General features: G+C 58.9%; 13 protein-coding genes. 5 read left to right on the top strand and 8 right to left on the bottom strand.

The window, feature by feature from the left end:
* Positions 1–9 precede the first annotated feature (9 nt).
* From agaE to kbaZ, 5 genes are read right to left on the bottom strand one after another with little or no spacing between them, the layout of a single operon-like run.
* Positions 10–888 (bottom strand): PTS N-acetylgalactosamine transporter subunit IID, encoded by an 879-nt coding sequence (gene agaE / locus PG888_RS12765; protein WP_075113169.1) that lies wholly within the window; start codon positions 886–888, stop codon positions 10–12.
* Entirely contained in the window at positions 878–1651 is a 774-nt protein-coding gene (gene agaW, locus PG888_RS12760; protein WP_075113170.1) for a PTS N-acetylgalactosamine transporter subunit IIC, read from the bottom strand. Before agaW ends, agaE begins: the two co-directional genes overlap by 11 nt.
* Positions 1652–1666: 15 nt before the next feature.
* Positions 1667–2140: a PTS N-acetylgalactosamine transporter subunit IIB gene (gene agaV, locus PG888_RS12755; protein ID WP_075113171.1), complete on the bottom strand. Its 474-nt coding sequence runs from the start codon at positions 2138–2140 to the stop codon at positions 1667–1669.
* A complete protein-coding gene (locus PG888_RS12750) occupies positions 2140–3309 on the bottom strand; it encodes an SIS domain-containing protein (RefSeq protein ID WP_270693490.1) in 1170 nt (389 codons plus the stop codon). The genes agaV and PG888_RS12750 overlap by 1 nt, the downstream gene beginning before the upstream one ends.
* Before the next feature lie 12 nt (positions 3310–3321).
* The gene (gene kbaZ / locus PG888_RS12745; RefSeq protein ID WP_270693489.1) at positions 3322–4635 is read right to left on the bottom strand and encodes a tagatose-bisphosphate aldolase subunit KbaZ; all 1314 of its coding nucleotides are present in this window, start codon (positions 4633–4635) and stop codon (positions 3322–3324) included.
* A 275-nt stretch (positions 4636–4910) separates the two neighbouring features.
* On the opposite strand from kbaZ, the gene PG888_RS12740 reads away from it, so the two are divergent.
* Together PG888_RS12740 and cysQ are read left to right on the top strand one after the other, a co-directional pair.
* Positions 4911–5711: a DeoR family transcriptional regulator gene (locus tag PG888_RS12740; RefSeq protein WP_270693488.1), complete on the top strand. Its 801-nt coding sequence runs from the start codon at positions 4911–4913 to the stop codon at positions 5709–5711.
* 104 nt (positions 5712–5815) lie between these two features.
* The gene (cysQ, locus tag PG888_RS12735; protein ID WP_442866246.1) at positions 5816–6583 is read left to right on the top strand and encodes a 3'(2'),5'-bisphosphate nucleotidase CysQ; all 768 of its coding nucleotides are present in this window, start codon (positions 5816–5818) and stop codon (positions 6581–6583) included.
* Positions 6584–6679: 96 nt separating this feature from the next.
* Here the strand turns inward: cysQ and PG888_RS12730 are convergent, their stop codons facing one another.
* The 3 genes from PG888_RS12730 to PG888_RS12720 form a co-directional block, all read right to left on the bottom strand.
* Positions 6680–6976, bottom strand: coding sequence for a YciI family protein (locus PG888_RS12730; protein WP_270693487.1), 297 nt, complete (start codon positions 6974–6976; stop codon positions 6680–6682).
* 24 nt (positions 6977–7000) lie between these two features.
* Positions 7001–7552 (bottom strand): septation protein A, encoded by a 552-nt coding sequence (locus tag PG888_RS12725; RefSeq protein ID WP_270693485.1) that lies wholly within the window; start codon positions 7550–7552, stop codon positions 7001–7003.
* A gap of 115 nt (positions 7553–7667) precedes the next feature.
* Positions 7668–9173, bottom strand: a complete 1506-nt coding sequence (locus tag PG888_RS12720; RefSeq protein WP_270693484.1) for an aminotransferase class V-fold PLP-dependent enzyme — start codon at positions 9171–9173, stop codon at positions 7668–7670.
* 175 nt (positions 9174–9348) lie between these two features.
* On the opposite strand from PG888_RS12720, the gene trhA reads away from it, so the two are divergent.
* The 3 genes from trhA to PG888_RS12705 all read left to right on the top strand — a co-directional run.
* Entirely contained in the window at positions 9349–9984 is a 636-nt protein-coding gene (trhA, locus tag PG888_RS12715) for a PAQR family membrane homeostasis protein TrhA (RefSeq protein WP_005335337.1), read from the top strand.
* A gap of 127 nt (positions 9985–10111) precedes the next feature.
* Entirely contained in the window at positions 10112–11773 is a 1662-nt protein-coding gene (locus PG888_RS12710) for a putative transporter (protein WP_042062119.1), read from the top strand.
* A 231-nt stretch (positions 11774–12004) separates the two neighbouring features.
* The coding region (locus tag PG888_RS12705) for a retention module-containing protein (RefSeq protein ID WP_270815778.1) at positions 12005–13330 on the top strand (1326 nt) is incomplete at its 3' end.

The following is a 13330-nucleotide window of genomic DNA, read 5'->3' as shown; positions in this document are numbered from 1 at the left end:
GGCTCCGGATTAGAGGAAACCGGCGAACTTGCCGACGATACCGAGTACTACCGTGATGACGATGAGGCGCAGCGGGCTCCAGCCTTTGCGGATCAGGGCGTACATCGCCAGGGTGTAGAGCAGCGGCAGGAACGCGGGCATCAGCTTGTCGAGCACATCAGCCTGCAGTTTGACGACTGCATCACCGGCGGTGATCTCCAGCGTGGTGCCAAGGCGCACATAGGTGGCAACCAGAGCGCCAATGACCGTCATACCGACAATGGAGGCGGCATGCCCCACCTTGCGGGTATTGGCCTTGATGACCGGAATGGCCGCCACCCCCATGCGGTAGGCGTAGTGAGCCAGACCAAAGCGCAGGCCGAAGTGCACCACGTTGAACAGCAGGAAGAAGACCACGGCACCCATGATGGAGCCTTGCAGCGCCAGATCTGCCCCGATGCCGCCACAGATGGGGAGCAAGGTGAGCCAGAACATGGCATCACCAATCCCGCCGAGCGGTGCGCCGACGGCAATCTTGGTGCTCTGGATGCTGTTGACGTTCTGCTTGGAGCGCTCCATCGCCAGCACGATCCCCATCACGAAGGTGACCAGGAAGGGGTGGGTGTTGAAGAAGCCCATGTGTCCTTTCATGGCCCGGGAGAGATCCCGCGGATTGGTGTGGATCTTCTGCAGTGCTGGCAGCAATCCATAGAGCCAGCCCGAGGCCTGCATCCGCTCATAGTTGAAGGAGGCCTGCAGTAGCAGGGAGCGCCAGGCAAAGCGGTTGATATCCTGCTTGGTCAGTTCGGCGCCAAGTTGCTGATCTTCATAGGTGTCGTCAGAAGGCGCATGAGACAGTTGTGGTTCGACTGCCGAGATGACCCGGGCTGCGGTGTTGTTAGATGCCATCTTCAGTTTCCTCCTGGACAGGACGAGCTTGCGGGGTGGTGGTGCGCATGAAGTCGATCAGGGCCATGGCCAGTGCGGCGGCAGCGATAGCCAGTACCGGTAGCTGGAGCCAGGCAGCAGCAACGAAGCCGAGAATGAAGTAGGGGATGTAGACGTTCTTCATCATGATTTTGAGCAGTACGGCAAAGCCGATGGCGGGCATGATGCCGCCAGCGACGCCGAGACCGTCGATGAGGCGGGCAGGCAGCACGTCGATGGCCGCCTTGGCATGCTCTGCCCCGAAGTAGGTGGGGAGGAAGGCACAGAGGAAGTAGAAGGTGCCCAGTGTCAGCAGCGCCAGATAGTTGACCCGCTCTATCCCTTTGGTATCACCCGCTTCAGCCATGCGATCACAGCGAGACATGACCCCGGACATGACCGAGAAGAGGAAGGTGATCCCCATCTGGACGGCAACGGCGAAGGGAACGGCAACCCCGACCGCCACATCCGGTTTGACCCCGGTGGTGATGGCGAAGGTGGCACCGACTATGGTGCCGATGATGACGTTGGGTGGCTGCGCGCCCGCCAGCGGCGCCAGCCCCATCCAGACCAGCTCCAGAGTACCGCCCACCAGAATACCGGTGGGCAGGTCGCCGAGGATCAGGCCAACCAGCGGCCCCAGTACGACGGGCCGGTGGAAGTGGGTCAGACCATTGAACAGGTCTAGTCCGGCAAAAAATGCCAAAACCCCCAGTAGAAGTCCTTGTAATAAACTGATTTCCATCACAATTGTCCTTAATCAGAGCAAATTGAATATGTCCTGTGCCGGTTCGGTCGGCACGCCCTGGACATAGCACTCGACACGTGCGTCCCGCAGGGCGCGAAATGCGGTGATGTCCTGTTCGTCCACGGAGACGGTCTTGTGGATTTGACGCTTGCCGTCGGCGTAGTGCATGTTGCCGACGTTGATCCGGGAGATGGGGACACCTCCCTGAACTAGGGTGTTGAAGTCGCTAGGATTTTTGCAGACCAGCAGGATCTTCTGACGATCCGCCGCCTTGTGGATGTTGTCGATCACCTTCTGGAGCGGCCAGAACCGCACCGCAATCCCTTCAGCCAGCACCATCTCCATCAGGTTCTGCTGGATGGGGTCTTCTGCCACTTCGTCGTTGGCAACCAGCACCAGATTGGCGCCGGCAAAGCCGACCCACTGGACACCGACTTGGCCGTGGATAAGGCGCTCATCGATCCGGCTCAATACGATATTGGGCATCACAGCACTCCTTCTTGGTGGAACGGATAGATATTGACCCCTTGTACGACCCGGTTGACTTGTCCTGTCGGGCAGGGATTGTCCGGGCTGATACCCAGTCCCAGCGAGGTATGGAAGGCGTAGAACTGGGCATAGAGCAGGTAACAGAAGGCCAGCTGTGCGTCATCACCTTGCAGGGGGTGGGGTAGATAGATGTGCTCACCCTCCTCGATACGACGGTCATGCTGATCAGCAATGGCGACCACCCGGGCGGCCTGGCCGTCAGCCCGCAGTTCGCGCAGCAGGTCCAGATCGTATTGACGGGTATAGGGGTCGTTGGATATGAGCTGGACGATCAGAGTCTGTGCATTGACGACGGATTTGGGGCCATGGCGAAAACCGGTGGGAGAGTCAAACATGGCGACAAGTCGGCCACCGGTCAGTTCCAATAACTTGAGCGCCGACTCCTGAGCAACGCCTTGCAGGCTGCCGCTGCCAAGATAGATGACCCGTTGTGGCAACGGCTCATTCCATGCCGGCACCTGCTGAATAACCTGCTCAAGGATCGCTTCACTGACGCTAGTCAGCGGCGTGCAAGCCTGCTGGTTGAACTGTGTCGGCAGGAAGACGGCAAGACAGCTCAGCATCATGCTGGTCAGGCTGCTGGTCATGGCGAAGCTGCGATCATTGGTCTGGGGCGGCATCAACAGTGCCAGAGAGCGGGCATCTTGCTGGCAGCGGCGATAGAGAGCCCCTTCACCGTTGCAGGTAAGCACCAGATGATGGCAGTTGCCGAGCAACTGGCTGGCCAGTTCGACCGCCGCCACGCTCTCCGGGCTATTGCCGGAGCGGGCAAAGGAAATGAGCAGGGTCGGGCAATCCTCGGCCAGATATTCGGCCGGATCGGTGACGATATCAGTGGAGGCAATCGCCTCGAACCTGGCTTTCAAGTGGGCTGAAAGGTAGGGAGCCAGTGCTCGTCCGGCAAAAGCGGAGGTACCGGCACCTGTCAGGATCACCCGCAGATTGCCATGGGCGAGCAGGGGGGCGAGAAAGCGGTCCAGTGTATGACGGCACTCCTCCACCATGGCAAGGGTCTCTCGCCAAGTGGCGGGTTGTTGCTGAATTTCGCGGGCTGTCGCCAGGCCGTTGGCCGTGCGCAGCATCTCTTCTGAATAACCAAGAATCATGTCTACAACTCCTTAAACAACAGGGTCGAGCTGGGAAGGACAGGGGCTGGCTGTGCCGCAGGCGTTGGCATAGCTGCGCAACACTTCCTGCACCTGATCGAGAATGAGCTCATGGGGATTGGCCGACAGGGTGCCCTGACGAACCTTGCGGTACTGCAGGGGCAGGTGCTGGCTGAGCAGTGGCAATGGAATAGGCTCTGCGGCCAGGTTGGTGAGCAATCTGGCATAGCACTCATCAACGCGCGCATCGGGCCAGTAGTAGCGAATGCGGTCTGAGTAGCTGTAACCACGCGCGAGTCGGCATTCGTTGGCACTGCCCTGATAGTGGCTGCGCCAGAAGTCGGGGCGATCCAGCATGGTCTCTTCCATCACCTGGCGCAGGCCCGAGCACGCCTTGGCGACAACCAGCTCCTCTTCGATAGCGGCAAGGGCAAACAGCGCTTCACGCAGGGCGAAGGTGAGGGCCGGGCCGACCTTGAGAATGGCAAAGTGGTCGCGAACCAGCTGGCGGTAGGCCTCGGGGGTCTGATAATCGGTGGAGTGAGCTTCGAACACCAGATGAGGGTAGGCTTCGATCATCCGGCTCAGTGGTGCCGCTTTCGCGGGTTGATAATCGATGATGTGGGTGTGGTCAAACTCGACCCCTGGCTGGACAACGAGACCAATGACTCGTGGCCAGATATGGGCCAGGCCAACCTGAGCGAAGGCTTGCTGATGGGCCTCCAGGGTATGGCGAGCGGCTTCCTGTGTGGTGACGGCCAGTTCGGCCAGATCTTCATGGGCACCGCCCGGCACCGGCACCTCGGTGCCAATCACATAGACCAGATCGCTCTGGCCAAAGGTGGCCAGACAGGTTTGCTCGGCGATCTGCGCCAGACGGGCGGCCCGCTCTGCGACCAGCTCATCGGTCAGCGGCACCGGATCACCCTGACAAGACATGCTGCAGTCGAGATGGATCTTCTTGAACCCGGCAGCGACATAGCTGGCGATGAGATCCTCGGCATGGGCCATGGCTTGCTCGGCAGGCTCACCTTGCCAGCGGTTGGGCCCCAGGTGATCACCCCCAAGAATGAGTCGGTGCGCTGGAAAGTGACACTGTGCTGCCAGTTCGTAGAGACGATCGCGAAAGTCGGCTGGGGTCATGCCGGTATAGCCGCCAAACTGATCCACCTGATTGGAGGTGGCCTCTACCAGCAGCAGTTGATCCCCTTCGGCGGCCAAGCGTAAGGCGGCCTCCAGCACCAGCGGGTGAGCGGAGCAGACGGCATAGATCCCGATCGGTTCTCCCTGTTTATGTCTTTCGACCAGTGCCAGCATGGATTTCATTTTGATCTTCCTTCGTTGCTATAGATGGAAACTTGCTTTCGATTTCTTTTCTTTACGGTAGCTACAAGCAAAGGAAAGCGAAACAAAAGAGTCATCGGTTCTTGATGATGATCACAAAAAGAAAGGAATCGAAACTTTAATTGGCGAGGGGGAAAGCAGATATTACTGTCTTAAAGCTTAATGAAGGCTTGATTTGGCTCTGGTACTGCGCGTTAATATGAAACCGTAACGAAGTGAAAGCAGTTTTTCACCACAGCACTCCGGCAGAAGAGACTATGCAGACAACAGAAAAGAGCGTGCTCGGTACCAGCGAGCGGCGAGAGCGGATCATTCAGCAGCTGCGCAGCAATGGCAGCGTTCAGGTCAACGAACTGGCGACCCATTATCAGGTGTCGACCGTCACCATTCGCAACGATCTGGCTTTCCTCGAAAAACAGGGGGTCGCGGTACGCGCCTATGGTGGCGCTCTGTTGTGTGAACCCAATCAGGCCGTGCCCGAGCGAACCATTGCCGACAAAAGCGTGCTCAACACGCCGGTCAAACAACGGATCGGCGCACTGGCGGCCACACTGGTGCTGCCCGGCTGTCGTCTTATCCTCGATTCGGGCACAACCACCCTGGAGGTGGCCCGTCATCTGCGCGAGCACCAGGAGATCCTGGTGATGACTAACGGCATGAACGTGGCCAATGCACTGCTGGAGGCGGAGGGGGTCGAGCTGCTAATGACCGGCGGTCATCTGCGCCGCAAGTCGCTCTCGTTCTACGGTGCACAAGCGGAACAGTCCCTGCAAAACTACCACTTTGACATGCTGTTTCTCGGGGTGGATGGCATCGATCTGGAGCGCGGCGTCAGTACCCATCATGAGGATGAGGCGCGCCTCAACCGCTGCATGTGTCAGGTCGCAGAGCGGATCATCGTGGTCACCGACTCCAGCAAATTTGGCCGACGCAGCTTGCACAAGATTATCGATACACCGCGTATTCATACCCTGATCACCGATGATGCCGTGCCTGCCGATATCCTTTCCGGTCTGCACAATGCCGGTATCGAGGTGATGCTGGTACCCGCAGGTTGAGTATGGAGAGTCTGAGAGCGAGATATAACCCAGCACAATCGGCTATAAGCAGTTGATGTAAAAAGGGTTACACTGGTTGGCCTTGTGAGCTGGACGAGATTGTTATGGAGCCCCCCCTGTACCACCCCGATATCACCGACCTGGAACCTGTCGCCCGAGCGGCGGGGGCGGCCATCATGGCGATCTACCGCGAGCCCTTTGCGGTGGAGTACAAGAGTGACGAGAGTCCGCTCACCGCTGCCGACAAGGGGGCGCATGAGGTGATCGTGCAGGCGTTGGCGCGGCTGACCCCCGATATCCCTGTGCTGTCGGAGGAGTCTGGCCCCGAGGTGATAGCCGCGCGCCACGGCTGGTCACGCTACTGGCTGGTGGACCCCCTCGATGGCACCAAGGAGTTTGTCTCCCGCAATGGCGAGTTCACCGTCAATATCGCGCTGATTGAAGAGGGGGCGCCGCGTTGGGGGCTGGTCTATGCCCCTGTGCTGGACAAGCTCTGGTATGGCGGCAAGGGTCTCGGTGCCAGGCGCATCGCCGATGGCAAGCGCGAGCCTATCCAGACCCGGCCTCATCGTGAAGGCGAGGTGTGGCGAGTGGTGGGCAGTCGCAACCACCTGTCGCAGGAGACGCTCGATTTTCTGGCTCCTTTTGGTGAAATCGAGCTGGTCTCGATGGGCAGTTCGCTCAAATTCTGCATTATTGCCGAGGGAGGCGCCGAGCTCTATCCACGCCTCGCACCGACCTGCGAGTGGGATACCGGCGCTGCGCAGGCGGTGCTGGAGGGGGCGGGGGGCAGCGTTACCCAACTCGATGGCTCACCCCTTGCCTACAACAAGCCAGACATCCTCAACCCCTGGTTTGTCGCCAGAGCGTGACCTTGTTGGTGCGCTGAGCATCGCGCATATCGCGCAATAAAAAGAGGCCGGAGCGGGTTGCATACCCGTTCCGGCCTCTTTGCATCTAACGCGGGTTTAAAAGACTTTCTTGAACGGTTTGATGGTGACCTTGGCATAGACGCCAGCTGCTACATAGGGATCGGCATCGGCCCAGGCTTTGGCGTCAGCCAGCGAGGTAAACTCGGCGATGACGGTGCTGCCGGTAAAGCCCGCATCGGCCGGATCCTCGGCATCGATAGCGGGGTTGGGGCCGGCAGTCAGCAGGCGACCTTCATCCTGCAGCGCTTGCAGCCGGGCCAGATGGGCAGGGCGAACCTGCTTGCGCAGTGGCAGGCTATCGGGGACATCTTCGGAGTAGATGAGATACCACATGAGAGGATCCTTTTCTGATGAGGGTTATTTTTTCAGCTGTTCTTTTTGTTCAGCCGGAATGTGGCGGTAGAGATAGACGCCGCTCAGCAGGGTAAAGACCAGCGTCATCCCCAGCAGGCCGAACACCTTGAAGTTGACCCACATCTCTTGCGGCAGGTTGAACGCCACGTAGAGGTTGAGCAGGCCACAGACGGTAAAGAAACCGACCCAGCCGAGATTGACCTTGTCCCAGACTGCATCGGGTGCTTGCAGCTCCTTGGCCAACATCTGTTTGATCAGATTCTTGCCAAAGCCGTAGCGGCTGATGAGCAGACCCAGTGCGAACAGCACATTGATGACAGTCACTTTCCACTTGATGAAGGTGTCATCGTGGAAGAAGACGGTGAGGCCGCCGAAGAAGCCGACCAGCAGGAAGGTAAAGAGCTGCATCTTCTCGACCTTGCGGTAGCGGATCCAGCTATAGGCGAGCTGCAGACCGGTGACCACCACCAGTGCGCCGGTAGCCATGTAGATGTCGTAAAACTTGTAGACCGCGAAAAAAACGATAAGTGGAATAAATTCAATAAATTGCTTCATGTCTGGCGCGTAGCCCTCAAGAATGGATCTCAAAACTGTGTCCAGTTTACCTGCCCGATGGGCAACGGCAAATGAATAAGACCGCCCAATTTACGTCCAGTTCCCTGGCGTGGCGCTAGCCAAATAGCTGGCGGGCAAGGGGCTCGCCCAGCCGTTTTTGATCCGCCAGCAGCTCGCGGATGTGGCGCTCTTCGATAAGCGGGTTGAGCAGCACGGCGCGCAGCAGGGTGAGCGGTTGGGCACCGTAGCGCACCACCGCCCGCTGGGTGCGGGAGACAAAGCTGTGCCCCTCGGCTCGCTGGGCTTTTTGCAGCGCCACGTTGAAGTCGTTGATCTGCGCGTTGGCCGCTTCGTCCAGCGCCTTGCCCTGCAGGTGGGGCGGAATGCAGCGGTAGGAGAGCAGGTTCATCACCGGTGCCGACATCAGCTCGAAGGCAGGGTCGCTTTCGATGAGCTCTGCCATCAGCCGGGCACGGTCGTAGTTGGCCTCGATGAGATGGGCGTAACCCTGCTGGCCAAACAGCTGGAAGGCGGCATCCAGATAGAGGGCATTGGCCGGGCGGGTGCCCTCCAGCGTAAAGCGCCCCTGATCGAACGAGGTGGCACGAATGGCGTAGGGGGCTTCGCGCTTGACCGCCATCATCAGGTCGGGCTGGCGACAGAGCAGCATGCCGGTACCAAGCGGCACTAGCAGTTGCTTGTGGCCATCCAGGGTGACGGTATCGGCCCGCTCAATGCCGGTCAGCAGGTTTTGATAGCGGGGGGAGAAGAGGGTCGGGCCACCCCAGGCAGCATCCACGTGGAAGTGGATCTGCTCGCGCTCGGCGATGGCAGCCAGCTCCGGCAGCGGATCGATGGAGCCAAAGTCGGTACTACCTGCCACGCCGACCAGCGCCAGCACCTTCAATTTCTGCTCTTTGCACTGGATCAGCGCCTGCTCCAGCGCAGCCAGACAGAGCCGGTTCTGCTCGTCGGTCTCAAGGCGCCAGACGCTGCGGGCGCCCAGTCCCAGCAGATCCATCCCCTTGTCGAAGGAGTAGTGCATCAGCCGGGAGCCCAGAATGACGGCGCCGCGATAGCCCTGCTCATAGGGGGCAAACAGGTTGTCGCCGCAGGCGCGGTTGCGGGCCAGCCACAGCGCCGTGACGTTGGCGATGGTGCCACCGCTGGTCATGACGCCGAGGGCTGCATCCTTGGCATGCATCTGCTCGCCGTAGAAGGCATCGTCCCTGCCATACATGAGGCGGTGCAGCTTGGCCAGCACCTCTCGCTCCAGAAAGCTGAGCTGGCGGGAGGACTCCATCTTCATCGGATTCTGGTTGAGCATTACCAGCAGGCGCGACAGCTCGGCGGTATAGGCCGGCAGGGGCGCCGTCATGTGGCCCATGTAGCGTGGCGAGGTGAGGTGAGAAGCGCCGGGCACCAGAGTGGCCAGCCGCGCCAGATAGTCCTCGATGGAGAGGCCAACCGCAGGCATGCGGGATTGATCGAGCTGATGGGTGAACTGGTCGCGCTGGTAAGGGGCCTGACTGTCATCCGAGTGGTGAAAATGTGCCAGCATGGCGCTCATTGCGTCGCCAAAGGCTGCATCCGGTTGTGTAAACAGCTCAGTCAACTTCATCAGGTTCTCCAGACCAGGTCACCGGGGTAGGTGTTTATGCCGCTTGTCTCGGGCATCGGCGGCAGAGCATACACCAAAGGTTGGCAGGTGGCAGCCACTCCATTTTTTAAGCGAACACTTGTACTCTGAAATGGTGCTGGGTAGAGTGAGCCACAGTTATTGTGGAGTCGATGTTATGAGTGGTGTGATGGATTATTCCCCCCGGGAGGAGCTGGCAAACCGGCTGAGTCACGGTGCGGGATTGTTGCTGGGGATTGTCGGGCTGGTGCTGTTGCTCATCAAGGGATGGGGACAGGGTACGCAGGCGCTGGTGAGCTACAGCCTCTATGGCGGTAGTCTGGTGCTGCTCTATCTCGCCTCGACCCTCTATCACAGCATGGCGGAAGGGCGGGCCAGACGTTGGTGCAAGGTGTTTGATCACTGTGCCATCTATCTGCTGATTGCCGGCACCTATACCCCCTTCCTGCTGGTGGCGCTCGATACGCCGCTGGCGAAGGGGTTGATGGTGGTGATCTGGGCCCTGGCGCTGGCTGGCGTGGTGTTCAAGCTGGTGTTTATCAACCGCTTCAAGAAGTTGTCGCTCTTTACCTATCTGATGCTGGGCTGGTTGTCGCTGGTGGTCATCTACCAGCTCTACATCCATCTGGCCGGTGAGGGGCTGCTGCTGCTCGGGCTTGGCGGCCTTATCTACAGTCTCGGGGTCATTTTCTATGTGGCCAAGCAGATCCCCTACAACCACGCCATCTGGCATCTCTTTGTGCTGGGTGGCAGCGTTTGTCACTTTATGGCTATTTACGGCTACGTCGCCTAACGTCGTGCAACTAGCCCTTAATTGGTATTTTTAGCGCGTAAAAGGATAAATTCGTGCGGTATCACACAGTTGGCAGCTGCTTTTGCTGACAAGCTAGGGCCAGTTCAATTCGCAAAGGATGCACGAAATGAGTGAAATCGCGCTTTCCATCAGCATGTTGTCGCTGGTGGCAGTGCTAGGACTCTGGCTGGGAAACTGGCGAGTCTATGGCGTTGGGTTAGGGATAGGGGGGGTGCTGTTCGGCGGCATCATAGTGGGTCACTTTGCCGGGGTGTCGGATCTCGCTCTGGATGAGCACACTCTTCACTTTATTCAAGAATTTGGCCTGATCCTGTTTGTCTATACCATCGGCATCCAGGTCGGTCCGGGTTTCTTCTCGTCACTGCGCAGTTCGGGTCTCAAGCTCAATGCGTTTGCCGCCTTGCTGGTCATCCTTGGTTGCGTGGTAGCGGCTGCGCTGCACCAACTGTTTGATGTGCCGCTGCCGGTCATTCTGGGGGTCTTCTCGGGTGCCGTCACTAATACACCGTCACTCGGTGCGGGCCAGCAGATCCTGGCAGAGCTGGGCGCCGCGCCCGGTTCGACCGGTTTGATGGGGATGGGCTATGCAGTTGCCTATCCGTTTGGCATCTGTGGCATTTTGCTCACCATGTGGTTGGTTCGGGTGTTCTTTCGCATCAAGATCGACGATGAAGCCGCCCAATTCGAGCTGCAGACCGGTAAGACCAAGGAGAGCTTGCAGACCATCAACATCGCGGTGCGCAACCCCAATATGCACGGCCTGATGCTGAGCGAGATCCCGAGCCTCGACGAGTCGGATGTGATCTGTTCACGGCTCAAGCGTGGCGACGAGCTGATGGTGCCGCGCCCGGAGTCCCGTATCGAACTGGGTGACTTGCTGCACCTGGTCGGTGAGCGTCACGCGCTGCACAAGGTGTTGCTGGTGCTGGGGGAGGAGGTGGAGACCTCGCTCTCGACCCGGGGCACCGATCTGCGCGTCGAGCGGGTGGTGGTAACCAACGAGCAGGTTCTTGGCAAGAAGATCCGCGATCTGGATATCAAACAGCGCTATGACGTGGTGATCTCCCGTCTCAACCGTGCCGGTATCGAACTGGTGCCGACCAGTCAGACCAGCCTGCAGTTTGGCGACATTCTCAACCTGGTGGGGCGCCTCGACGCCATCGAAGCGGTCACCAATGTGGTCGGTAACGTGCAGCAAAAACTGCAACAGGTGCAGATGTTGCCGGTATTTATCGGGATCGGTCTCGGTGTGTTGCTCGGCTCCATCCCCTTCTATCTGCCCGGATTCCCGGCTGCCCTCAAATTGGGTCTGGCGGGCGGGCCGCTGGTGGTGGCGCTGATCCTGTCGCGGATTGGCAGCATCGGCAAGCTCTACTGGTTCATGCCCCCCAGTGCCAACCTGGCGCTGCGCGAAATCGGCATCGTGCTGTTTCTGGCGGTAGTTGGCTTCAAGTCGGGGGCGGGTTTCATCGATACCTTGATCAACGGTGATGGCCCGGCCTGGATGCTCTACGGCATGGCGATCACCCTGATCCCGCTGCTGGTGGTCGGTGTGCTGGCGCGCCTCTACGGCAAGATGAACTATCTGACCCTGTGCGGTTTGCTGGCTGGCTCCATGACGGATCCTCCCGCGCTGGCCTTTGCCAACGCCATGCACCCGACCAGTGGTGCCAGTGCGCTCTCATACGCCACTGTCTACCCGTTGGTGATGTTCCTGCGGATCATCTCGCCACAGCTGCTGGCTATCATCCTCTGGGCGGGAGCCTAGGGTTAATCCTGACGGGAGCATGCCTTGTCATGCTCCCGTCATCATTCTGTAATTTATTGATAATTTTGGTTTTTACTATTCTCGCAACCTCGTTTTACACACTTCTGTCTGGCTGAACAGTTCAGCCTCAAATCGGTCTATCCTTTCGAATTTTCGAGCTGGTTATTTTTCCCCTCAGTCTGCAAAGTAGGCTGTGGCTTATTGCATTCAAATCAGGATTCAGGAGAGAACATGATCACCAATGCCGTTACCTTGGAACAGGGCGTAACCGTAACCCAACTCAAAGGACAAATTTATCTGGTTGCCGCAGATGGCAGCCGGAAGCTGTTGGCTGAAGGGGATGTGCTGCCGAAAGGGGCTGTGATCATGTCGCCGGATGGCGCCAGTTTCATGGGCGGCGGACAGTCGTTCAATGTGCAACCGGCCAGCGAGCAGAGTGAGCCTGCCGAAGAGGGGGATGCCCCCCAGTTGGCGCAAAACGGCGCTGCAGGCACTCCTGATGATATCAATGCCCTGCAACAGGCCATTTTGGGTGGGGCTGACCCGACCCAGGCCTTTGAAGCCTCTGCAGCTGGCGGTGCGCCTGCCGCCGGCGGTGGCGGAATTGGTGGTGTTGCCGGTGCCAGTGGTAACGGCGGTTTTGTTACCATCGATCGTACCGGTGATGCAACCATTGCCGAAGCCACTTTCGATACCACCTACAACGCCAATGGTGAGCCACCGCTTGAAGCCGTTGGTGAAGATGATCCTCTTTTTACCTCCGCCAACCTTGTCTTGAGTGCAGATGCACAGGTGAATGAAGGTGGGTTTATCACCTTTACTGCGACATTAGATGAACCTGTTTTTGGTTCTGACTTGGTTATTCAGCTGTCAAATGGTGCAGTGATCACCATTCCCGTTGGCCAGAGTTCCGGTTCAGTCACTGTTGCTGCTCCAGCAGACAGCCCTTATGTCGACCCGTCAACGATCACCGTTTCGATTACCGGTACTCAGGGTGGTGGTTTCAACCAGATTATCACTGGACCTTCAACGACTACCCAGATTAACGACACTGTCGACACCACCACCGTGACCCTGAGCGCCCCGGCGCAAGTCAACGAAGGGGGCCAAATCACCTACAGCGCCAGCGTCAATAACGCCCCGCAAAGCGATCTGGTGCTGACCCTATCCAACGGCGCCAGCATCACCATCAAGGCGGGCGAGCTGAACGGTAGCGTGACGGTCGATGCCCCGATCGACGATGTGTACCAGGATGGCAGCAGCCTGACGGTGAGCATCACCGGCAGCCAGGGTGGCAACTACGAACAGTTGGATACCAGTAGCACGGTGACCACTGCGGTGGCTGACACCGTTGATGTGACCAAGGTCAGCCTGAGTGCGACCGGTTCGCTGACCGAAGCGGGCGGCATCATCACCTACACCGCGACCCTGACCAGCAAGGCGCAGGGTGAGGTGAAGGTGATGCTGAGCAATGGCGAAACCATCACCATCAAGGACGGCGAAACCACGGGCCGCGTGGAGGTGACGGTTGCGGAGCGCGATGACGTCTATAACGAA

It is taken from the genome of Aeromonas sp. QDB23 (assembly GCF_027707745.1).
Taxonomy (GTDB): Bacteria; Pseudomonadota; Gammaproteobacteria; order Enterobacterales; family Aeromonadaceae; genus Aeromonas; species Aeromonas allosaccharophila.
This window is presented reverse-complemented; position numbering and strand designations above follow the sequence as displayed.